The sequence below is a fragment of the Pantoea sp. BJ2 genome (assembly GCF_040255075.1).
Lineage (GTDB): Bacteria > Pseudomonadota > Gammaproteobacteria > Enterobacterales > Enterobacteriaceae > Pantoea > Pantoea leporis.
The window spans coordinates 143,910-166,917 of sequence record NZ_CP158292.1 but is presented as its reverse complement, the minus strand read 5'-3'; the positions used below and the strand labels follow the sequence as shown (position 1 = coordinate 166,917).

Genomic DNA, 23,008 nt, shown 5'->3' with positions numbered 1-23,008 from the left:
CACGAGAAGGTCAGGATGTCGCGCAACGAGGCAAAAAATCGGGAAAAAAATCAATGGGGTTTATTATGCAAATGCCCGCTGTCAGGGCAAGCGACAGCGGGCATTTCTCGGCAAATTAACGCAAATAGCAGGTTATGCGGCGGTTTCTGGTGCGTTATTCACCTTTTTCCCGGCAGAAAGCGTCGCATTCAGTTGTTTCTCATCCAGCTGGCCGACCCACTTCGCCACCACGATGGTCGCCACGCCGTTACCCACCAGATTGGTCAGCGCACGCGCTTCGGACATAAAGCGGTCGATACCGAGAATCAGCGCCAGACCCGCAACCGGTAAATGTCCCACCGCTGACAAGGTCGCCGCCAGCACGATAAAGCCACTGCCGGTTACACCCGCTGCGCCTTTCGAGGAGAGCAGCAGCACCACTAACAGCGTGATTTGGTGGAACACGTCCATATGCGCGTTGGTCGCCTGAGCGATAAACACCGCCGCCATGGTGAGGTAAATCGAGGTGCCATCCAGGTTGAAGGAGTAGCCGGTTGGAATCACCAGCCCCACCACCGATTTCTTACAGCCCAGCTTCTCCATCTTATCCAGCATGCGCGGCAGCGCAGACTCGGAAGATGACGTGCCCAGCACAATCAGCAGCTCTTCTTTGATGTAGGCGACAAATTTAAAGATGTTGAAGCCAGCGAAGCGTGCAATCAGCCCCAACACCACCACCACGAACAGCACGCAGGTGATATAGAAGCAGATGATCAGCTGCCCCAACTGCACCAGCGAACCGACGCCATATTTACCGATGGTGAAGGCCATCGCCCCGAAGGCACCGATTGGCGCGAGACGCATAATCATGTTGATCACGCCGAAGATCACTTTCGAGAAGCTCTCAATGACGTTGAACATCACGGTGCCGGCGCTGCCCAGGCGATGCAGAGCGAAGCCGAACAGGATAGCGAACAGCAGCACTTGCAGAATGTTGCCGCTGGCAAAGGCACCAATGACGCTATTCGGGATCACATCCAGCAGGAAGGCGACCACACCTTGCTGCTCCGCCTGCTGCGCGTATACCGCGACTGCTTTAGCATCCAGCGTGGCCGGATCAACGTTCATGCCCACGCCAGGCTGCACCACGTTAACCACCACCAAACCGATGATCAGCGCGATGGTGCTGACCACTTCAAAGTACAGCAGCGCCACTGCGCCCGTACGTCCAACGGCTTTCATGCTCTCCATGCCGGCAATACCGGTCACCACCGTACAGAAAATCACGGGGGCGATGATCATCTTGATCAACTTAACGAAACCATCGCCAAGCGGCTTCATTTGCGCGCCTAACTCAGGATAGAAGTGGCCCAACAGGACGCCGATGCCGATGGCAACCAGTACCTGAAAATAGAGGCTTTTTAAGATTTTCATAACAGGTGTCCAGTAAGACGGTTCGCACCGCCATTGTTGTGGAGAACGCATGCGGCAAGCCGCCAGAAGCGTAAAACCTTACCGATGGCGAGGAAAATAACACCCTGTTAACAAGATTAATATCCCCTACTATTCCTTACAAAAGTTACAAAACTCTAACTATGAACTGAAACGCTTCAGCACAGCGCTTCGCTACAATTTTGTAAGGAAAATCAATAACCAAGGTGATTATTCAGGGAGTTGCGAGCTATTGAGCCAGCGTTGGTTAAAGATGTGGAGCGGCAGCGCTTCAGCGTATAAGTAGCCTTGCCCTATAGTAATTCCGCGCGCCAGCAGCCAGTCGCGCTGCTCGGCGGTTTCCACACCTTCGGCGATGACGTCGAGGTGAATGATGTCGGCAATCGCCGCCACGATGCGCACCATGGTGTCGTCATCCGGCAGCGCGGCGACGAAGCTGCGATCCATTTTCAGCTTATTTACCGGCAGCGCTTTGAACTGATGCAGATAGTTGAGGTTGGAGTAGCCCATTCCGAAATCATCGAGCGCTACCGCCACGCCGGTTTGCTGCAGCAAGCGCAGCAGCGCAATCGCCTGTTCGGCATCGCCAATGTGCGCGGTTTCGGTGATTTCCAATACGAAGTTGCCCGGCGCAATGCGATGGCGCTCCAGCAAGCCCTGCAAATGGCTGACCATGCTGGCATCACGCAGCTGCACCGCCGAGATATTGACGCTGAGCGGGATGTTAATGCCCTGCTTCTGCCAGCCGGCCAGAATGCGGCAGGCTTCTTCAAACACCCAGCGGCCAATGGCCGAGATCACGCCAATCTCTTCAGCGCTGGCAATAAACTCTTCCGATAATCCGTAGCTGCCATCCGGCATGCGCATGCGCAACAGCGCTTCGGCACCGGCCAGCTCGCCGGTTTCCATATTGATTTGTGGTTGGAGATAGAGGGCAAACTGCTCGTCCTGCAGACCTTGCAAGATGTCGTGTTCCTGCGTTAAACGCTTTTGCGCCCGCTCGGTGAGCGCCGGATCGAAGAACAGAATCTGGTTTTTGCCCTGATGCCGCGCCGACATCATCGCCGAGGTGGCGCGATCGAGCTGTTCGCTGGCCGAGATGCTGCTCTCTTCGTGCAGCGCCAGGCCAATGCTGGCGTTCGGGCGCAGCTGCAGCTGTTGCAGGTTCACCGGCTGATTAATGCGAATCATCAGGTTGCGCGCCAGACGCATGGCGCGGAACGGATTGTGCGCGCGCTTCATCAGCAAGGCGAAGTCGCTGGGCCCGGTTTGCGCCAGCAGTGAGTGATCGTCAACGGTGCTGCGAATCTTCTCCACCAGCGTCAGCATCAGCGTATCGCGCTGCTCATCGCTCAGCACGCCGTTGGCTTCCTGCAGCGTTTCAATGCGAATCACCATCAAGCCCCACGCCTGACGATTGTGGCGATGGCTGATGTGCTGTTCGAGCAGCGCAAGGAACAGCGCGCGATTGGGCAGATCCGTAACGGCAAAATGCGTGGTCATGCGGCTCATTTCGTCGTGAATCGACTCCAGCACCTGCTGGTTGCGGTTGTAGCTGCGGATCAGCATGCCGATTTCATCATCGCGATGATTATTCGGCAGCTTCATTTTGTGGGTCAGAATCGCCTGCGGCGGCAGCTCCTGTAAATCACGCGAAAGATCGCGCAGCGGATGCACAATCAAGCGGTTGATACACCAGCTAATGGCGATCGAGAGAATCAGCGCCAGCAGCAGGTAGGTGGTGATCATGGTGGATAACGTGCTGAGCAGGAACTGATAGACGCGGGAGGAATCAGCCTGTAGCACCAGATAGGCAATCGGCTTCGGCAAACCGGAACGCTCCACGGAATAGAGCGGCAGCGTGATTTGTACCGGCAGCTCAAACAGGCGTGCGACCCAGCGCGGCACCGGTTTTTCCGGCGCAAAATCGGCGTGCAGCGCCTGGAAGGCATTTGGCAACACCACATCGGCGCGCGATAAAATACCGGCCGGTTTCAGGGTATTAAGGATGCGTTCGGCTTGCGGAATATCGGCTTTGAGTACCGCTTCGGAGAGTGGCTGACGCACGGTGTGCGCCACATTTTCCATTTGCTGGGCGTAGTCAATCCTGCGCTGCTGCACAAAGTGAAAAAGCTGGATGACAATAAAGATGCAGATGGTCACCATCGCCACGGCGGAAACCGTCGCCATCTGCTTTATCGTTAGAGAACGACTGACGCGCAACAAAACTTCTCCAGGCCACCAAAGGCGTGTAATGAGATGAAATTCGCAGCGAGTATATCCCAGGTCACGCGTTTTTTTCGCCGGGATAAAGGCGAAAAATAAGCAAGTTTGGTTATTTATGAAGTGATTCGGAATTATGCAGGTTTTGACGCGCATTCAAGCGCGCCTGGCCGTCATGGATGACAACCCCATGAGATTTGTAGCGATTGCGAGTGAAAAATACGCGTTAATGCTGCAGCGCGGGTGTTGAGGCGACATCCCGAGCCGCTGAGCGAATGAGGGATTCCTGGGCGAGCCGCATGGATGCGGCGAGAGGTGGCGCTGAGCAGGAGCGAATCGCCACCGGTCCGTCAGGAATCGTGAATGAGTGAAGGCACCGCGAAGCGGCGGGTTGGGCTGGCGCAAGGCCCGGGAGTGCAGAGGGCGCGGCCAGGCGTCCTCTGCTCGGTCGCCGCGCGTAGGTGCTGCAACTGCCTCAGCACATGGCGAACGAAAGTCGCTCCGCGCTTAACTGAGCGGCATCACACCATTAATGGCGCCCTACTGCGGATACGGCACCCAATCGCCACCGTTCAGGCGGATCCACGGTTTACCCTGATACATCATCACCACCGCGTTATCGTTCTCAGACACCACCGGCGTCTGCGGCAAATTATCGGTCAGCACCGACATATTAACGTTCGGCGCGTTAAATACCTGGCCATCCACCACGCGCGACACGATTTCCGAGATCGCCATCAGGCTGGTAGGCGTCTCCACGCTAAGCGGCTGGCCCTGATGCGGTGCTTTCATGCCAACAAACTTAATGCCGACCGGCACATGGGTGATATCCGGACTGGGGATATCACGCAATCCTGACATCTGCATCTTGTCGCCCTGCAGCGCCGCGCCGTGTTCCGGCACCACCAGCACCATCACGCGACGGCCCGACTTCTCCAGATTGGTCAGGAAGGCATCGAGCTGATCAAACAGCACTTTGGCGCGCGGCTGCCAGTCTGCGCTGCGCGTACTGCCCAACTCGCGCGTACCGTCATGCAGCGGAATCAGGTTATAGAAGGTCGCGGAGCGCGCATCGCTGCTCTTGGTGCGATCGTCGAGCCAGCGCTGCATCAGCTGCGCATCATTAAATACCGGCGAGCCATCAAATGACGTCACCTCCGGCGAGATGCCCGCCTGCGACATCAGCGGCGCCTGCAGATTGCCCTCTTCGCGTAGCTCTTTGAGATAGTTACCAAACACGCCGGTGTGATCCATCATCAACTGCTGTTTAAAGCCCAGCTTCGCCAGATTATCAAACAGATAGCAACGCTGATCGGTGGCTTTGTACAGATCGCTGTGCGAGCTCTGGCCGCAGCTGGCGCGCAGCAGACGAATCCCCGCCGGGCCGCTGTAACCGGTAGCAGAGTTGTAGTTGTTAAGCAGAATATCGAAGTGCTGCCACAGCGGATGATTACGCAGCTGCGCGACGTTCAAATCCGACCACGACAGCGAACAGATGTTGATCACCAGAATATCGAACGGCTGCGAATCAGCTGGCAAGGCGTCCGGGAAATGGGTTGCACGCTGGCGCTCGGCGTCGTAAAAACGGTTGAGCCACGCGGTGAGGTTGGCGCTGGTTGGCGGCGCGGATTGATCGAGGCCATCTGGCGCTTTCGCCGCTGGTGTATCGTTGAGCTTCACCGTCGGCGTGGCGGCGCTGTTCGGCAGTAAATTCATTGCCGGTCCGGCGATCGTCAGCACGTTGAGCCAGATCAGCATCAGCGACACCAGCACGGTGACGCGAATCCACTGCGCGATAAACAGATACAGCACCAGCAGTACAAAGCTCGCGCCAATCATCTCCCAGTTGATAAAGCGATTGGCAAGATCGAGCAGATAGCTGGGCGAGAAGCCTGCCAGCTGGCTGCCCTGGCTCATAATCGAATTGAGTCCCGGCAGCCAGGTATCGTGCCAGAACAACGCCACGCCAATTGGCAGCGAAATCCACTGACGCAAGCGATGCAGCCGCACGCCCGGCAGCGGGAACAGCAGCCACGCCAGAAACACCAGGTTACTTAGCGCGTGAAAATTAAGGTAGCCGTACCACAGCAGCGCAAATTTAATCAGGAAGTAAAAGTTCCAGCCGCCGAGGCCGCGCCACCACGAACCGTGCATCGTGAATCTGTTATTCATGTTTATCCGTTTTATGGGTTTTGCGTTGCCACTGTCCTTCTGATTTCAATGCGCGCGTCGGCAGCAAACGCAGCAGCGGATTAGAGCCGCTACGCGCTCGTCCGCGCCCAAACAGTGATGTCAGGAACAGCAAAATCAGTAACAGCAGGATCGCCACCTGCACCCAATCCATCAGCGTCATTGGTGGCTTACTCCGTCGAGGTTGAGGGTAATCGGCTGCGGCGTTTGTGCCCCGCGCTCAGGCGCGGCGGTTTGCGTGCTGACTGGCGCAGCGGCCAGCGGCGTGGCCTGCCGGTCGCGCTGTGCCACCGGCGTCAGCTGACGAATTTTGTCCGCCTCCGACACGATCTGATTGTCTTCAAACCAGACGATACGATTGCTAAACAGCTCGTCGTGCGGCAGCGAGAAGATCGACTTCAGCGCGATATCCAAATCATTGAATCGGCATGAAGAGAGGAACAGATAGATGCGGTCGTTCACCAGCGTCACCAAATCGCCGAAGCGGCGCGGTTTACACAGCGTCAGAATCTGTTCAGGTTTCAGCTGCGGCACCGCGCGCAGCGCCACCATCAAGCCTTTGTCATTTTCCGGCAGCAGCGTGTTGGTCATCAGCTGCTGCACCGCCGCGCAAAATGCGTCCAGCGGTAGATAGCCTTTCTGCTGCAGCGGCTGCAGCGCCTGCATCAGGGTATTGAGATTGGCAGGCACATGGCGCGAGAACTGCTGCCCCTGAACCCCTTCCAGCGTGGTAAGAAAGCGCGACAGGCTGGCCGCGGTCGGCACAATGGCATTCAGGCCGCAGGCCAGCAGCAAACGCTCATCACTGTAGCGCAGCGTGGTACTGATTTCGCGCACCACAATCTTAAGCGCGCTACCGCGTGAGCGCCGCAAACTATGGACCATCGTTGCTAAAGAATTAATGTCTTGATTATGAACCAGACTAAAGATGACCGTGGCGGCATTCGCCTGCTGCGCACGCGAGAACACGCTTTCATTATCGCTAAACAATTGCCACTGCGCCGAAAGCGGCGGCGCGCCTTCCAGCACACCTTCCTGAGCAAGGAATTGGTTTTCATCATTGCGGCTTAAGGGAATATTTTGTTCCGCTTGATTAACGGCAATAAATTGATTATCGACATAACTCAAACGGATAGCGCGGTCGGCCAGTAATTTATCTGCCGCATACCACCAGTTAATTCGATAATGCCAACTGTCCTGCTGAAACTCCAAATGTGCGAGACCATCAAGCTGGCGAAAATAACCTTGCAGATGATTACGCAGGTGAATTATTGACGTACCGGAGGTGATCATTAACAACGTAATTTGTTTTTTACATAACAAACGGCGCATGCGCTTAAGCCAGAAGCTTAACTCATCGGGCGATAATTTTCCCCACAGCGCGGCATTACTATAAAAAATCACCAGGCCACTGCGACTATTAAGCACACGGGAAAAATCACTTTCAAGCTGCTTTAGGCTGCGTTTATTAGCCGGCAGTGAAAATAACGGCATACGCGCTGGACCGCCGATGGGATCGGGCGTCAAAAGCGCCTGCGGTTTCTCATCCGCACTGATGAGCGTAGCCGCCTTTTGTTGGCTAACTACCTGACGCAGCAGCGTTCGCGCATCATCCTGACGCTGGCTGGTAATCCAGTAAAACCCCGGATTCTGCAGAGTATTTAATTCCTGCTGAATCTGCTGCAGGCCAAGCGCATAATGTTTTTTCATATTTGATTCGCGATCGATACAATCCAGGCTAGTTTAATCGAGACAGCCGCAATTGGAACGGGTGAAATAAAAAATAGCGTATTAGCGCAAATCATATTGATCTGTGGATAGCATTTGTCTTTACTTCAGGTTTAAACTTTACAAAAAATAAAACCACAATTCATCCGTTGTCGATTTTTTGGTGGCAAAAAAATAATGAAAACAGAGAATGCATTTTCGCTGAATGCGACTAGCAGCGAAGAGCACGATGACATTACTGCCTTGAGTGATGCCTTTTCTCTCAAGGCATTTCGCTACATTGATATTGCCCGCGAAGCGCGACTGAATACCATTATGACGCGCTGGCCATTGCTGCGTGAAATAAGCGCCGCACAGGAGTCAGAACGTTAATGCCTGTTATTGCATTACAAGGATTGCGTGGCGGTTGTGGCGCTACCTCGCTGAGCGCCGCACTCGGCTGGGCGTTTAACGCGCTGCAGCAATCGGTGCTGGTTATCGATTTTTCCCCGGTAAATCAGCTAGCTGTCCACTTTAATATGCCGCTCGACCGCGCTCAGGGCTGGGCGCCCGCGCTGCTCGAACAGCAAGCGTGGCAGCAGTGCGCTCAGCGCTATCAGGCAGGGCTGGATTTTCTGCCGTTTGGCGCACTCACGTCGCAACAGTACGCCAGCATCAGCGCTATCAACGCAGAATTTGCCGCACCGCTGCTACACGCGCTACCGGCCCTGAAATCGCACTACAACTGGATTATTTTCGACATGCCAACGGATCTGTTGCCGTGGCAGCGATCCCTGGTTACCGCGGCCGATCGTCTGCTGCAGGTGCTAACGCTGGATGCCAACTGTCAGTTGCGTCTGCATCACGCGCGTTTTCCTGCGCACACGCTGTTTCTGATCAACCAGTTCAACGCCAACAGCCAGCTACAGCAGGATCTGCATCAGCTGTGGATCAACTCACTGAAAAACCTGATTCCCCAAGTGATTCACCGCGATGAAGCGCTGGCGGAAGCGCTGATGATGAAACAGCCGGTGGGCGAATATCGGCCGCATGCGCTGGCCAGCGAAGAGATCAACACCCTGGCTAACTGGCTGCTGCTGCATGTGCCGGGAGGCGCGGCGTGAATCCATTACGCTGGCTGCTGATGCCGCAAGCGTGGCAGGCGCTGCAACGCCGCGCTCAGCTGGCGCATCAGCATGGCGCGGGCCGTTTCACCATCGCGCTGCATTTAATGTGGTGCGTACTCGCGTGGTCGCTGTTGCGGCTGGAAACACCGGGATGGCAGCGCATCCTGCAACATCGTCAACGTTACTACCCGCAAATTTCGCCGCTGCGCCCACGTCCGCTTGACCCGCTGCGCTATGCACTGCAAAGCCTGTGGCTGATGCTGGTATTGCCGCTGGATAAACGCACGCGTAAAAGTTTCAGCGTCAAACCGCTGTTCCGCTGGCGCGAGCCGCTCTATCAGTGGCTCGGTGCGCTGCCGGCACGGCTGGAACGAAACCGGTTCGCCCAGCGCAGCGAACAACGTATTCAGGCGCTGCCCGCGTGGTTGCGGCAGCTGCTGTTTATCGTGGCAGCGATTGTCGCCAGCCTGCTGGCGCTGCTGTGCATCTCGCAGCCCTTCGGCATCACTACGCAGTTTGTCTTCGTGCTGCTGTTATGGGGATTGGCGATGCTGGTGCGTCGCGTGCCGGGCCGCTTGTCCACCATCATGCTGATCGTGTTATCGCTGACGATTTCCTGCCGTTATCTGTGGTGGCGCTACACCGAAACTCTCAACTGGGATGACCCGATCAGCCTGACGTTTGGTCTGCTGCTGATAGGTGCGGAAACCTATGCGTGGGCGGTATTAGTGCTGGGTTATTTCCAGACGCTGTGGCCACTCAATCGTCAGCCGGTCTCGATGCCGCCGGAAATAACCTCGTGGCCGAGCGTCGATATTCTGGTACCGACCTACAATGAACCGCTGAGCGTCGTGAAACCGACCCTCTACGCGGCGATGGGCATCGACTGGCCGCAGGACAAGCTCAATATATACCTGCTGGACGACGGCACGCGCGAAGAGTTCCGCGAGTTTGCCGCCAGCATCGGCGTCAATTACGTGGTGCGTCCCACCCACGAACACGCCAAAGCGGGCAACATCAACCATGCTTTGAAAGCCGTGTGCCGCAGCGAATATGTTGCCATTTTTGACTGCGACCATGTGCCGACGCGCTCGTTCCTGCAGCTGACGATGGGCTGGTTCCTGAAAGATCATCGGCTGGCGATGCTGCAAACGCCGCACCACTTCTTCTCACCCGATCCGTTTGAACGTAACCTCGGTCGCTTCCGCCAGACGCCTAACGAAGGCTCGCTATTTTACGGTTTGGTGCAGGATGGCAACGATACCTGGGATGCGGCGTTCTTCTGCGGCTCTTGCGCCATATTGCGCCGAACTGCGCTGGATCAGATCGGCGGCATTGCGGTAGAAACCGTCACCGAAGATGCGCACACCTCGCTGCGCCTGCATCGTCAGGGTTACACCTCGGCGTATATCCGTATTCCGCAGGCTGCCGGTCTGGCCACCGAGAGTTTGTCCGCGCATATCGGCCAGCGTATCCGCTGGGCGCGCGGGATGGTGCAGATTTTCCGCCTCGATAACCCGCTGTTCGGTAAAGGATTAAAGCTGGTGCAGCGCCTGTGTTACGCCAACGCCATGCTGCACTTTCTCGCCGGGATTCCGCGTTTGATCTTCCTGCTGGCACCGCTGGCGTTTCTGCTGTTCCACGCCTACATCATCTACGCGCCCGCGCTGGCGATCGCCATCTACGTGTTGCCGCACATGCTGCACACCAGTTTGACCAACTCGCGCATTCAGGGCCGCTGGCGACATTCGTTCTGGAGCGAAGTGTATGAAACTGTGCTGGCGTGGTACATCGCGCGGCCAACCACGGTGGCGCTGTTTAATCCGCACAAAGGCAAATTCAACGTTACCGCCAAAGGTGGTTTGGTGGCTGAACGTCATCTCGATTGGGTGATTACCAAGCCGTACATGATGCTGGTGCTGCTGAATATCGCCGGTATTGGCATGGCCTTCTGGCGCATGGCGTACGGTCCGGCCAACGAAATGCTCACCATTTGGGTCAGTTTGGTGTGGGTGATTTACAACATGATTATCCTCGGCGGCGCGGTGGCGGTATCGGTTGAAGCGCGCCAGATCCGCGAAGCGCATCGTGTGGAAATCGCCATGCCTGCCGCCATCGCGCGTGAAGATGGACACATGGTGCCGTGCACCCTGCGTGACTATTCCGACGGCGGCGTGGGCGTTGAGCTGCGCGAAGCCGATGCGCTGAAAGAGGACGAAACCGTGTCGCTGCTGCTGCGCCGTGGTCAGCAAGAGTTCAGCTTCCCGTGTCAGGTGCAGCGCGTGTTTGGCCGTCGCGCCGGAATTCGCCTGCATCAACTCACGACGCGCCAACACATTGAATTTATTCAGTGCACCTTCGCTCGCGCCGATACCTGGGCGCTGTGGCAGGACGGCTTCCCGGAAGATAAACCGGTGCAAAGTCTGGCCGACATTATGGTGCTGGGTTTTAAAGGCTATCTGCGTCTGGCCGAGTATGGACCTGCGCCGCTGCGCCGCTTATTCCGTGGCCTCACCGCGCTGGTGAGTTGGCTGGCGACACTGCTACCGCAGCGTATTGACCGCCAGCCTGCGACGATCAAAACCGATTTTACTTAAGTTGATGATATGACCATGACGAAAAAACTGAGTTGGTTCACCGCCCTGCTGCTGGGCTGCGTCTCTGTGGTGCAGGCCGCGCCGCTGACTTCTGGCGCCATGACTGCGCCGCAGCCGTTACCGGAGGTGAATGCGCGGGTCGACGCCAACGCGCCGCTGCGTGACAGCCAGCTGGTGTTTAATCAGGTCGCTCCGCCGCCCGGTAGCATGACGCTGCGCGGTACCGAACCGAGCAGCCAGATTGAGTTCGGCGTGCGCAGCGATGAAGTGGTGACGCGCGCGCTGCTGAATCTGAGCTATCGTCCCTCGCCGGCGCTGATTCCGACGCTGTCGCAGCTCAAAATCTATCTCAACGATGAACTGGTGGGATTGGTGACGGTCACCGCCGAGCAGCTCGGCAAAGAGAACCAAACGCAAATCCCTATCGATCCGCGCTTTATCAGCGACTTCAACCGCGTGCGACTTGAGCTGGTAGGTCACTATGCCAACGTATGTGAAAACCCGGCCAACAGCACCATCTGGCTGGATATCGGCAAAGCCAGCAAACTCGATTTGACGCTGCAGAAGCTGCCGCTGAAGAACGATCTGTCGCATTTCCCGGAGCCGTTCTTAGATACGCGCGACAGCCGTCCGTTGCAGCTGCCGATGGTCTTCAACGCCCAGCCGAATCTGCTGCAACAGCGTGCGGCCGGGATTCTGGCTTCCTGGTTTGGCAGCAAAGCGCAGTGGCGCGGACAATCTTTCCCGGTGCTGTATAACCAGCTGCCCAAAGAGCAGCATGCGGTGGTGTTTGCCACCAACGATCATCGTCCAGACTTCCTGAAAGATCTGCCGCCAGTTGAGAAACCGACGGTGGAGATGGTGAATCAGCCGGACAATCCGTACGAGAAGATGCTGCTGATCCTCGGCCGTGACGATAATGACCTGCTGACCGCCGTCGAAGGCCTTGCGCAAGGCGAGCTGCTGCTGCGCGGCGACAGCTCAACCATCGACAGCGTAAAACGGCTGGCGCCGCGTCAGGCGTACGACGCGCCGAACTGGGTGCGCACCGATCGCCGCACCACCTTTGCCGAGCTGACGCAGTATCAAAACCAGCTACAGGGCGACGGTTTACAGCCGAATCCGATCAGCCTGACGCTGAATCTGCCGCCGGATCTGTTCCTGGTGCGCGCACGCGGCATCAATATGGATCTGCGCTACCGCTACACCTCGCCGATTCAGCAGGATGGCTCGCGTCTCGCGGTGCACCTCAACAATCAGTTCATGCAGGATTATCCGCTGACGCAGAAAGATACCGCCGGTCAGCAGCTGATGCGCATCCCGCTGATGCAAGGTTTGCAGGACAGCAATCGCCAGCTGACCATTCCGGCGCTGCGCCTCGGCGTGGTGAATCAGCTGCGTTTTAACTTTGATTACGCCAACACCTTTATTGGCGGTACCGCCGATGGCCGCTGCGAAACCGTCACCGCCGTTGGACATCACGTGGTGATTGACGATACCTCGAGCATCGATTTCTCCGGCTATCGTCACTACATCGAAATGCCGTCGCTGGGCGCCTTCGCCAACGCCGGTTTCCCGTACAGCCGCTACGCCGATCTGGCGCAAACGCTGGTGCTGGTGCCATCCAGGCCGAGCAATGACGAAGTCAGCACGCTGCTGAATGCGCTCGGCAGTATCGGCGCACAAACCGGTTATCCGGCGCTGCGCGTGCAGATGAGCGATGACTGGAGCAAAGCGAAATCGGCGGATGCGGATATGTTGATGATCGGCGGCATTCCGCAGGATCTGCAGGACGACACGAAGATCCCGCTGCTGGCCGATGCCGCCCGTAGCTGGATCAGCATGCCTGCACGCAACAACGCAGCAGCCAACGTACCGATTTCTGACAGTGAACGCGCGGTAGAAAGCCAAACCACTATTAGCTCACGCGGGCCGATGGGCGCGATTGTCGGGTTCCAGTCACCGTTTAACGATCAACGCAGCGTCGTGGCATTGCTGGCCGACAGCCCGCGCGGCTGGGAATTGCTGAATAACGCGCTGCTCGACAGCGGCAAACGCGCGGCAGTGTTCGGTACCGCCACGGTGATCCGTGAATCGGGGGTTAACAGCATCCGCGTCGGCGATACCTATTACGTCGGTCACCTGCCGTGGTGGGAACGCCTGTGGAATCTGCTGGCCACCCATCCGGTGTGGCTGGCGATTTGCGCGGTGGTGGTCGTGGTTCTGTTTGCGCTGATGGCGTGGCGTTTAATGCGCATGGTCAGCCGTCGCCGTCTGGCCGAGCTGGATGACGATGAATAAGCTGCAGCTGGGATTGCTGATCAGTAGCACGCTCGGGGTGTTGGCCGGCGCGACTGCCGCCCCGATCGGTCCCCAAGTTTCGCCGGTTGAGTGGCTGCTGATGCAGATTCGTACCGGCGAATCGACCAACAAAATCGATCTGGTACAGCAATCGCTCTATCGACTGGAAAAAATCGATCCTGATAATCCGCAGGTGCTGGCGGCGCAAATCCGCATGGCGCTGCGCCAGGGCGACCAGGCCAAAGCGCAAAAACTGCTGGATGAACTGAAGCGCGTGGCACCGAATGCCGCCGCCACGCGTGAATCAGCAGCCGGCTTGCGTCTGGTGACTGCGGAAGGGCGTCAGCAGCTGCAGCAGGCGCGACTGCTGGCCACTGCCGGGCATGTTGTCGAAGCCAAAGCCGCGTGGGACGCGCTGTTCCAAGGCGTGCTCCCTGATGTGAATACCGAGCTGGAGTATTGGCGGCTGGTGGCGCGTTTACCCGGCCAGCAGCCACAAGCGTATCAACAGTTGCAGGCGCTGGAACAGCGCTATCCCGGCAACATCGGCGTAGAACTGCAGCTGGCGCGCATGGCGTTTGATAATAATCAGCCGGCCGAAGCCTTCACCCAGTTGCGTCGTCTCGCCAACCGCAACGGCGGGCGCGATGCCGCTTCCGAGCTGTGGCTACAGCAGATCCAGAATCAGCCGGTGAGCGAAAGCAGCGTCGCCAGCCTGCAGCAATATCTGCAAACCTTTACCGAGGGCGATGCCCAGCAGCGCGGTCAGCAAGAGCTGGCGCGTCAGCAACAACTGCTCGCCGATCCGGCGTATCGCCAGCGCATGCGTGGCTTAGCGCTGGTGGATGCCGGTGGCGGCGCCAATGCGATTGCCGCGCTCAATGCCGCGCTAACCGCCAATCCCAACGATGCTGAATTGATGGGCGCGATGGGCCAGGCGCAGGCGCGAGCCAACAATCGCGCCGCCGCCATTCGCTGGCTGGAGAAAGCGATACAGGCCGGTCAGGCCAGCACGCAGATCGGCAAATGGCAGTCGCTGCTGCAAACCAACCGTTACTGGTTGGCGATCAACAACGGTGATGCGGCGCTGAAAAAAGGCGATATCGCCGCGGCGGAAGGGTATTACCGCAGCGCGCAAGGGTTGGATAATCGCGATAGCTGGGCGCTGATTGGCTTGGGTGATGCCGCGCTGGCGCGTAAAAATTCTGCGCAGGCAGAGCGTTATTGGCAGCAGGCGCTGCGCTTAGATCGCAGCAATAGCACGGCGAAACGTCGTCTGCTACAGCTGCGCACCGATGCGCTGATGGCCGAAGCCGATGCGTTGGCGCAGCAAGGCCAATGGCATCAGGCGGCGGAGAAGTATCGCCAGGTAGCGCAGGCGAATCCTGATGATATCTGGCTGGTTTATCGACTGGCTGGCGCGCTGCGCAACGGCGGCGAAGAAACTCAGGGCGCGCAGGTGATGGACGCGATGGTGCGCCAGCATCCACAGGAACCCACAGCGCTGTATGCATCGGCGCTGTGGCTGGCTTCCGGCGACCGCGATGACGCGGCGCTGGCCACCTTGCATCGCCTGCCCGCTGCGCGCTGGGACAGCAACATGCACGAGCTGGCCGATCGTCTCGAGCAGGACAAGGTGTTTACCCGCGCCAGTGATTTACGCACGCGCGGCGATGAAACGGCGGCAATTGCGCTACTGCAACAGCAACCCGCGTCCATCCGCCGCGATATCACGCTGGCCGATTGGGCGCTGGAGCGCGGCGACGCCCGCCGCGCGCTGGCAAGCTATCAACAGGTGCTGCAGCAAGACCGTAAAAACGGCGATGCGGCGCTGGGGCGTATCGAAGCCTTGATCGCTTTAAAACGCCCTGCAGAAGCGCAACGCGCGTTACAAGCCTTGCCGCCCGGCGTGGCGCAGCAAAGTGTGAACAGCGGTCGGCGCGTGGCGCTCGCCTGGCAGAACAGTGGCGATGCGGTTCGTGCTCAACAGATTTTTGCTGAGCTGAAAACCCGCGCGGCGCAACAGGCCGCGTCACAGGAAAAAGCGTTGGTGTTTCGCGATGCGGCGCGGCTGGAAACGCAGCTGCAACAACCCGCACCAGCGCAGCAGGATTATCAACGGGCGATGGCCGCGAGCGGCATCAGCCCGGATGTGCCACAGGATAACGATCGTTATACGCAATTAACCCGCAATCAGGCGCAGGATGACTGGCTGAAACGTAGCATCCGCAGCGACGCCGCCGATCTTTATCGTCAGCAGGACACCACGTTCACGCTGGAGCAGGATTACTCGCGCAACAAAGGCAACGGCGGCACTTCCGATTTCACCGCCCATACCACCATGATGCAGGCGGAAACACCGCTGGCCGATGGCCACAGCTTTGTGCGTGTCGATCATGTGCGGGTTTCAGCCGGCACTTTCTCCACCAGCAACGGCAGCCACAGCGAGCAGTTCGGCAGCTGTAACGATGACAATTCCGGCGGATGCAGCCGCGACTTTACTCAGCGCGATGAAGGTACCGCGCTAGGCGTGGGCTGGCATAACGATCGCTGGTCGGCAGACTTCGGCACCACGCCGCTCGGCTTCGAGACCCGCAACTGGGTCGGCGGCGTCAGTTGGAAAACCGACGTCAAAGACATTGGCCTGACGTTCACCGCATCACGCCGACCGATCTCCAGCTCGCTGCTGGCGTACGCAGGCGCGCGCGATCCCGCGGCGAACGGCGGCAAAACCTGGGGCGGCGTGGTGGCAACCGGCGGCTCGCTCGGACTGAGTTATGATCAGGGCGGCGCGCATGGCGTGTGGGGCGATATCAGTGCGCATCAACTCAGCGGTGATAACGTGGCGGATAACAGCCGCGAGCGCCTGATGGCGGGCTATTACTACAAGCTGATTAATGAAAATAATCGCCGCGCCACCGTGGGCCTGAACAGCATGCTGTGGCATTACCAGAAGGATCTCAGCGACTACACCTTCGGTCAGGGCGGCTATTACAGCCCGCAGCAATATTTCTCGCTGTCGCTGCCGGTGACCTATCGCCAGCGCACAGAGAACTGGTCGTTTGATCTCGGCGGCTCGGTTTCCTGGTCGCAATCGCATACCGACGGGCAGCAGCGCTATCCGGTCAATCCAGGCTTTATGCTGGCGTCGAATCCCACCTCAGACAGCAGTTCGGGTAGAGGTTTTGGCTACACGCTGCAGGCGCTGGTGGAGCGGCGCATTACGCCGCATTGGTCGGTGGGCCTGGCAATGGATATACAGCAAGCGAAAGATTACACCCCAAGCCACGGTTTGATTTTCATGCGCTACTCAATGTCCGGCTGGAATGGCGATATGGATATGCCGCCACAACCGCTGACGCCGTATGCGGATTTTAAATAACACTTCGGACGTAGCTCACATTAACTCTGACGCCTGAGAGTCTTTAACGGCACACATTTTAGTGTACAATGTACTCCTTGAAGGCAAAGGAGATAGCCGATGAGTCATGCGATTGAGTTTATTGAAACTCCAATATTTACTCGCCAGATAAAGCAAATCGCCACGGATGACGAACTCAGGGAGTTACAAAAAACGCTTATCGAGTCACCTGAGAAAGGTGATCTCATTCAACATACTGGTGGCCTGCGAAAAATCAGGATGGCAACGGGTAATCAGGGAAAAAGTGGCAGTGCAAGGGTGATTTATTTCCTCGCCACCGTTGAAGTGATTTACCTGGTAATGGCCTACCCGAAAAATATCAAAGAGAGCCTCACGCATGCGGAAAAAGCCGAGTTGAAGAAGTTGACCCAACGATTAAAAGACGAGGTATAACATGAGTTTTTTTGACGAGCTGAAAGCATCGCTTGAAGAAGCTGTAGAAATTAAAAACGGTACAAGCGAGCCTGCTCGCGTTACCCGTTATGAGTTGGCTGATGTAAAAGCCATTAGGATGCAGCTGAACGTCTCGCAAAGCGAAATGGCGCAGGTCCTCGGCACCAGCCTTGATACCATTAAAAGTTGGGAAACGGGGCGGCGCAATCCGACCGGACTGGCCGCAAAGGTGCTGGCAATGATTCAAGCCAATCCAAAATTCTTCCACGAGCTTGCGTCACATTAATCAACAGCTCCGCCGTCCTGAAGTCGCCATTTATAGCGACCAGGCCAAAAATGAGATTTAGCGCTTTTCCTGATATGCCAGCCAGGTCAGCAGCTGCAGGCTGGCGGAAAAGTAGTTTTGATCCGCTGCCAGCGTGTCATTGAGATACTGGGTTTGGCCCAGGGTTAAATCGCGCACCGCAATCAATCCCCCCTCCATGTTGTACGGCGCTGGCGTGTTGCCCAACACATCATACCAGGCGGGCGTGGTCATGCGCGCCGAACCTTGCCAGACACGCTGGAACGGCACCAGACGCAGGCTTTGCGGGTCGTACCACCAGATATTTAGCGGAATACGGATCGCGTCATAGCTGAAGCGATTGGAATAGCCGACCGCCGGTGCCACAGAACCATCAGCATTCAGCGCCACCCAATCGAGCGGCAGGCCGGTTTTGCCGAAGTGCATCTCACCCAGCAAATCCATGCCGTCATCAATCAGCTCATTCCAGATACGCAGATGGCTGTGTTCCGCAAATTCGCGCCAGGCCTCAAACAGGAAATAAGAGGGATTAAGCACCACGTAGCTGGTTTTGTTGAAGCCCTGCGCGCCCGGCAGCATCACTTTATGTCCGCCGTAGCTGATCACATTCAGCTTCACGATCGCACGCTGAATGCGGTCGGAGGCCTGCTGATAATCGCCGCCCCACTTCTGTGCCGCACGTTGCAGCGCCCAGGCAATCAGGACATCACCATCGGAAGCGTTATTTTTGTCGGCAATCGGATCGGCGGCGCCTGGCGTGTAGCGCCAGTAGAACAGATCGTTTTGCGGATTACGCAGATGGCTGCGCGTCCACTGCCACAGCAGATCGAAAGTGGCGCGATCGTCATGCGCCACCGCCAGCAACATGCCGTAGCCTTGCCCTTCGGTATGGCTAACGTTGTTGTTGGCCGTATCGCTGATTCGGCCATCGCTGCCCATAAAACGGCTTTTATAGGTACTCCAGCCATCTGCGGCCGCCTGAGCGCTAAAAAACATCACCATGAAACACAGCATCCATTGACGCCAGAACCGCATCACTCTCATTACAGCATCCTATTGATATCGATAGTGCAGCGTGCCGCCGTCGTTGTTCTCCAGCGTCACCGGCACCGCCGCGCTGCCGCCTTGTGCCTGCAGCCACTGCGCATACACGCCCGCCAGCACCGCGCTCAACGCCAGCTGCCAACGTTCAACACCGACGTTGCTGTCGCCCTGCGGCAGCGCGTGGTGCTGAATCAGAATGGCATTCTCCTGCGGCTGTAACTGCACAAAGCCCCAGTTAAATCGCGCCAGCTGCAAATTCATTTCACGCTCCAGATCCTGCACGGTGCGCGCGTCGGGTAAAGGATAGCGTGTTGCCAGCGATACGCCGACACCGTTGAGAAAGCCTTCCGCTTCCTCGCCCGCGTTGTCCAGCATGCTCTCAATCATCGCGCTCACCAAATCAAACCAGCCCGGCTGATGCGGATGGCTGACGCGTGCGGTTACTTGCTCACTCATTAGTAATCTCCGAACATGTAACGGAAGTACAGATTGGCGGTGCTCTCGTTGTAATCGCCAAAGGTGTCGTAGCCAAGTTGACCGCCCACGGTGACATCTTTGTTGATCTTATAATCCGCACCGGCATGCAGGTTGTAGCCAATGCCGTTTTTGCTGTCGCCGCTGTAGAACGCATCCTTCACGAAGCCTTGATCGGCCAAACTTTGCAGCTGCGCCTGCAACGACGGATTATTCGGGAAGTAGGCGCTCTTATCCTGACTGTAGGATTGATAACCCACCGAACCGCCGACATTCACTTTCAGATCGTCAAACTTGCGGCTGAATTCGATAGGGAACGACACCGACGCATAGTTCTGCGGGCTGAAGTAACCGCCCTGACCGTAGCTGAAGTAGCTGAGGTTTTTCGAGTAATCCATCCACGACAAGCTCATGCCGACTTTCAGCTCGCGATCGTCGAGGTGATACGGACGCACATACGCGCCTGCGGTCGCCTGCACGCTGTTGTTGCTCGCCACGTTTTCGCCGATGTAGCTGTACGCGCCGCCGCCGACATAAAAACCGGCATCGCCGTTGTCGTAACTCAGCAAGGCGTTACCGCCGTTTTTAGTCACACGGCCCCAGCGTTTACCGCTGGTTTTGTCTTCGACGCCGACATACGACAGCAAACTGTCGGTCATCGCGCGGCGTTCACCGGTAAGGATCAGCGTCAGGAAGTCGGTCAGCTTCGGCGACCACTGCACGCCGCCCACCAGCGTACTCAAGTCCTGACCCAGCGGCGTGCTGCCGAGGTCAATCTTGTAGCTGTCGCCCTTCAGCGCCATGTTCAGCTCCACGCCGGTCGCGGATTGCGAATCGGTGGTGGAGTTGGGCGTATCATCAATTTTCGCCGCACCGGAGGCAACCACGTTGCCCTGCACCAGCGCGTTGGTGCCGAATCGACGCCATGCGTCGCCACCGGCGCTGCCGGCGGTGAGGGAAACCGGCGTCATGGTGAAGTCGAAGCGCGACTCGCCAAACGGCACGGTGGAGAAGGTGAGCGGCGCTTTGGCTTCGGTCAACTTACTCAAACCGGATTCGCCATCACGACCGCGTACCTGCATTTCACCCTGCACCCAGGTGCCGGTTTTCTCTTGCAGGTCATCCATCATGTTGTCGATTTGGCGCAGCGTCTGGCTCTGCTGAACCGCCGGGGTGTTGCTCGCCAGCGTCACGCCTTCGGCGCTGCTGGTAGCCGCCGGTGCCGACTGCCACGGCATCACCGCGCCATAGCTGGAAGGCGTACGCCCCACCGGCGAGGTGCCGCGATTGATAAACGGATTGTCAGCCAGCGCCAGACCACCTACGCCTGGCACGCTGCCGGTTTCTGCGCCCTGCAGACCAATCAGCTGACCGCGCGCGGTGCGCAGGTAGCTCATCGCCTGGCTGTGTTCGCCGTTGGCTTCGGCCACGCGGGCTAACAGCAGCAAGCGATCCGGCGACTGCTCGTTGCGCAGGCCGCGCGCTAAGGTATTGGCTTTGTTGACGTCATTTTGTGCCAGCGCCACGTTGATGGCGCCGGTGCGCGCGTCTTGCGTTGGCGTATCCTGCGTCATCAGGTAGTCGTACACCACGCCCGCTTCTTTATTCATCTTGCCGGACTGGTAGAGTCGCGCCATGGCGAACATCAGATCGCGGTTCTGCGGATCGTGCTGCAGCGCGCCCACCAGCTTGTCGTAAGCGGCGGCGTACTGTTTCTGCTCGCGCAGGCGATCCACTTCGTTGATCACGTAGCCGTTGCGGATGCCCGCCAGCTGGGTTGGCGTGCTGCGTGCCTGCAGTTCCGGGCTGCTGAGGAAGCTCTGCGCTTCGGTATTCAGCCCGGCCTGATTCAGCACCGCCACCTGCGCGGCGTAATCACCGGCGTTGCCCTGAATGCCGCGCTGCATGTTGCTGCGCACCACGGACACCGCGCTGGTGAGATCGCCGGCTTTCGCCAGCTTCTGCGCCAGGTTACCGGCATCCACCGGATTGGCGGGCGGCGTAGAGGCCAGCGCGCGCAGGGTGTTGGCCGCTGCCGCGTTCGAGCCCTGCGCCAGATACTGATCGGCGGTAGCCATCTGCAGGTTGAAGTTGACGCGCTGCGCCAGCTCGCGCATATCGCTGTTTTTGCTGCTGTTGGGAATGCGAGACAGCAACTGACTCGCCTGCTGCCACGCGCTGCTTTCGCTGGCGTTTAACGCACCTGCATAGAGTTCGGTGGTGCTGGCGCCGCTGCGCATAGTGGGCTGCATGATATTGGCCGCCATCATGTTATTGCCCTGCGCGCGGTAGAGACGTGCCAGATCGAGACGCAGCCAGCCATCGTTGGGATAGCGCTGAATACCCGAGGTCAAGGTGGCGATGGCGGCGCTGTTATTGCCCGCCGCCACTTCACGTTTGGCCTGGGCACGAATCGGATCGGTGCTGCTGCCGCGCGGTGCCACGCTTTGGCGCACGCTGTCGGGCAGTGATGCCAGCAGCGTGTTGGCTTCTGCGCCACGGTTCTGCTGACGCAGCACGTAGAACAAGCCTTCTTTGGCGTTGCGGTTATTGGCATCGCTTTGCAGGATGGCGCGATAGGTTTGCTCCGCCTGATCGAGCTGATTGCTGCGACGCTGCACATCGGCGCGGAACAGTTTGGCCGAGACGCCTTTCTCGCCGTCGGCCTGCGCCAGCGGTTCGCTCAGCGCCAACGCCTGCGCGCTGTCGCCATTTTTCAGCGCCTGCTGCGCGGAGGCCAGCTGCGCGTAGAAGCGTGCATCGGCGGCCTGCTTCTGGCGCGTGTCGCTCTGATCGCCACCCATCTGCGCCGCGCGCGTCAGGTAATCCGCCGCTTCGGCATAACGTCCGGCGCGCTGGGCCACATAGCCCATACCGGCCAGCGCATCCGCATCTTGCGGGTTAGCTTGCAGTACTTTCTCAAAGTTATTCTGCGCGTTGCTGACGTCGCCGCTGTTAAGCGCGGTAAAGCCTGCGCCCTTCTCAGCGCCGCCAACGTTTTTACGGTAGTAATCCAGCACCGCGTTGTCTTGCGGATGGCGCTGCTGCCAGGTTTGATACAGCGATGCATCAGACGCCTGCGGACCCAGCCACAACAGCGCCTGACGCAGCGAACGGTCCGCTTCTTTGTTGCCGTCTGCCAGGCTGGCAAGCACATCGATACCCTGACGACGCGTTGCTTCCTGATAGGTCAGCGCTTTACCCAGCGCCAGCTTGGCACCGGTATCCTGCGGATGATCGGCGGAGAACTGGCGCAGCGCTTCAACCGCCTGCGGCAGCAGCGAACGATCGCCCGCCATGGTCAGATAATATTCGGCTGCCACGCTCGGCGGCGGTTCGTTGCCGCTGAAGGTGTTACGCCAGGTTTGCAGCGACGCCGCGATGTTGCCGCTGCGTGCCTGCTGGCGCGCTAACTGCAGCTGCGCCTGCGGAATGGTTTGCAGCTGGCGGGCGTTATCCAGCTCGGTGAGATGCGGATCGTTCGGCGAGGCCGCGCTCAGGCGCGCACGCCACTGCGCCGCCTCCGCCGTGCCGCCGCTCTGCTGTGAATAGAGCGCCAGCAGATAGAGCGCCTGCGTGTTGTTGGGCTCAACCATCAGCACTTTCTGCAGCGAGGCTTTGGCCAAATCGTCATGCGCTTTCTGGTGCCAGTAAGCCGCCTGATCGAACAGCGCCTGTAACGCAGGATTACTGCTCTCCGCCGCCAGCAGCGGCTGCGAGAGCGTCAGCGCCCCACCCAGAACCAGGGCATGGCGAATACCGGCACTTAACAGATGTTTTTTCATTGTTTTTATCC

At 58.2% G+C, this 23,008-nt stretch carries 15 protein-coding genes; 7 read left to right on the top strand and 8 right to left on the bottom strand.

The features are described from left to right. Positions 1-132: 132 nt before the first annotated feature. From AAF463_RS00710 to bcsE, 5 genes are all read right to left on the bottom strand, one after another. The gene (locus AAF463_RS00710) at positions 133-1,413 is read right to left on the bottom strand and encodes a dicarboxylate/amino acid:cation symporter (RefSeq protein ID WP_101763784.1); all 1,281 of its coding nucleotides are present in this window, start codon (positions 1,411-1,413) and stop codon (positions 133-135) included. A 228-nt stretch (positions 1,414-1,641) separates the two neighbouring features. After that, positions 1,642-3,654 carry a biofilm formation regulator HmsP gene (gene hmsP, locus AAF463_RS00705; protein ID WP_350261968.1) on the bottom strand — a complete coding sequence of 671 codons (2,013 nt, stop codon included), beginning with the start codon at positions 3,652-3,654 and terminating at the stop codon, positions 1,642-1,644. A 540-nt stretch (positions 3,655-4,194) separates the two neighbouring features. Continuing rightward, positions 4,195-5,826: a cellulose biosynthesis protein BcsG gene (gene bcsG / locus AAF463_RS00700; RefSeq protein ID WP_350261378.1), complete on the bottom strand. Its 1,632-nt coding sequence runs from the start codon at positions 5,824-5,826 to the stop codon at positions 4,195-4,197. Next, entirely contained in the window at positions 5,819-6,007 is a 189-nt protein-coding gene (locus AAF463_RS00695; RefSeq protein ID WP_192414390.1) for a cellulose biosynthesis protein BcsF, read from the bottom strand. Before AAF463_RS00695 ends, bcsG begins: the two co-directional genes overlap by 8 nt. Beyond that, positions 6,004-7,554, bottom strand: coding sequence for a cellulose biosynthesis protein BcsE (bcsE, locus tag AAF463_RS00690; RefSeq protein ID WP_350261377.1), 1,551 nt, complete (start codon positions 7,552-7,554; stop codon positions 6,004-6,006). The genes AAF463_RS00695 and bcsE overlap by 4 nt, the downstream gene beginning before the upstream one ends. Positions 7,555-7,749: 195 nt before the next feature. On the opposite strand from bcsE, the gene bcsR reads away from it, so the two are divergent. The 7 genes from bcsR to nadS all read left to right on the top strand — a co-directional run bounded on the left by bcsR (position 7,750) and on the right by nadS (position 17,676). Next, positions 7,750-7,944, top strand: a complete 195-nt coding sequence (gene bcsR / locus AAF463_RS00685) for a cellulose biosynthesis protein BcsR (RefSeq protein WP_101763788.1) — start codon at positions 7,750-7,752, stop codon at positions 7,942-7,944. Further along, positions 7,944-8,675, top strand: coding sequence for a cellulose biosynthesis protein BcsQ (gene bcsQ, locus AAF463_RS00680; protein ID WP_271460917.1), 732 nt, complete (start codon positions 7,944-7,946; stop codon positions 8,673-8,675). Before bcsR ends, bcsQ begins: the two co-directional genes overlap by 1 nt. Beyond that, complete coding sequence (bcsA, locus tag AAF463_RS00675) at positions 8,672-11,275, top strand: UDP-forming cellulose synthase catalytic subunit (RefSeq protein ID WP_280172297.1); 2,604 nt, start codon at positions 8,672-8,674, stop codon at positions 11,273-11,275. Before bcsQ ends, bcsA begins: the two co-directional genes overlap by 4 nt. 15 nt (positions 11,276-11,290) lie before the next feature. After that, positions 11,291-13,576, top strand: coding sequence for a cellulose biosynthesis cyclic di-GMP-binding regulatory protein BcsB (bcsB, locus tag AAF463_RS00670; RefSeq protein ID WP_350261376.1), 2,286 nt, complete (start codon positions 11,291-11,293; stop codon positions 13,574-13,576). Then, positions 13,569-16,958, top strand: coding sequence for a cellulose synthase complex outer membrane protein BcsC (gene bcsC, locus AAF463_RS00665; protein WP_350261375.1), 3,390 nt, complete (start codon positions 13,569-13,571; stop codon positions 16,956-16,958). Before bcsB ends, bcsC begins: the two co-directional genes overlap by 8 nt. Before the next feature lie 99 nt (positions 16,959-17,057). Next, positions 17,058-17,390 (top strand): type II toxin-antitoxin system RelE/ParE family toxin, encoded by a 333-nt coding sequence (locus AAF463_RS00660; protein ID WP_222234972.1) that lies wholly within the window; start codon positions 17,058-17,060, stop codon positions 17,388-17,390. A gap of 1 nt (position 17,391) precedes the next feature. Then, complete coding sequence (gene nadS, locus AAF463_RS00655; protein ID WP_222234973.1) at positions 17,392-17,676, top strand: NadS family protein; 285 nt, start codon at positions 17,392-17,394, stop codon at positions 17,674-17,676. Positions 17,677-17,733: 57 nt separating this feature from the next. Here nadS and AAF463_RS00650 read toward each other — a convergent pair whose 3' ends face one another. From AAF463_RS00650 to AAF463_RS00640, 3 genes are read right to left on the bottom strand one after another with little or no spacing between them, the layout of a single operon-like run. After that, positions 17,734-18,738: a glycosyl hydrolase family 8 gene (locus AAF463_RS00650; protein WP_101763795.1), complete on the bottom strand. Its 1,005-nt coding sequence runs from the start codon at positions 18,736-18,738 to the stop codon at positions 17,734-17,736. Positions 18,739-18,747: 9 nt separating this feature from the next. Then, on the bottom strand, positions 18,748-19,194 hold the full coding sequence (bcsD, locus tag AAF463_RS00645; protein WP_008104594.1) for a cellulose biosynthesis protein BcsD: 447 nt from the start codon (positions 19,192-19,194) through the stop codon (positions 18,748-18,750). After that, positions 19,194-22,997 (bottom strand): cellulose synthase subunit BcsC-related outer membrane protein, encoded by a 3,804-nt coding sequence (locus AAF463_RS00640; RefSeq protein WP_350261374.1) that lies wholly within the window; start codon positions 22,995-22,997, stop codon positions 19,194-19,196. Before AAF463_RS00640 ends, bcsD begins: the two co-directional genes overlap by 1 nt. Positions 22,998-23,008: the final 11 nt, after the last annotated feature.

Coding starts and splice junctions, on each gene's coding strand:
- AAF463_RS00710 (WP_101763784.1), bottom strand. CDS start 1,413: ATGAAAATCTTAAAAAGCCTCTATTTTCAGGTACTGGTTGCCATCGGC.
- bcsG (WP_350261378.1), bottom strand. CDS start 5,826: ATGAATAACAGATTCACGATGCACGGTTCGTGGTGGCGCGGCCTCGGC.
- AAF463_RS00695 (WP_192414390.1), bottom strand. CDS start 6,007: ATGACGCTGATGGATTGGGTGCAGGTGGCGATCCTGCTGTTACTGATT.
- bcsE (WP_350261377.1), bottom strand. CDS start 7,554: ATGAAAAAACATTATGCGCTTGGCCTGCAGCAGATTCAGCAGGAATTA.
- bcsR (WP_101763788.1), top strand. CDS start 7,750: ATGAAAACAGAGAATGCATTTTCGCTGAATGCGACTAGCAGCGAAGAG.
- bcsQ (WP_271460917.1), top strand. CDS start 7,944: ATGCCTGTTATTGCATTACAAGGATTGCGTGGCGGTTGTGGCGCTACC.
- bcsB (WP_350261376.1), top strand. CDS start 11,291: ATGACGAAAAAACTGAGTTGGTTCACCGCCCTGCTGCTGGGCTGCGTC.
- bcsC (WP_350261375.1), top strand. CDS start 13,569: ATGAATAAGCTGCAGCTGGGATTGCTGATCAGTAGCACGCTCGGGGTG.
- AAF463_RS00660 (WP_222234972.1), top strand. CDS start 17,058: ATGAGTCATGCGATTGAGTTTATTGAAACTCCAATATTTACTCGCCAG.
- nadS (WP_222234973.1), top strand. CDS start 17,392: ATGAGTTTTTTTGACGAGCTGAAAGCATCGCTTGAAGAAGCTGTAGAA.
- AAF463_RS00650 (WP_101763795.1), bottom strand. CDS start 18,738: ATGAGAGTGATGCGGTTCTGGCGTCAATGGATGCTGTGTTTCATGGTG.
- bcsD (WP_008104594.1), bottom strand. CDS start 19,194: ATGAGTGAGCAAGTAACCGCACGCGTCAGCCATCCGCATCAGCCGGGC.
- AAF463_RS00640 (WP_350261374.1), bottom strand. CDS start 22,997: ATGAAAAAACATCTGTTAAGTGCCGGTATTCGCCATGCCCTGGTTCTG.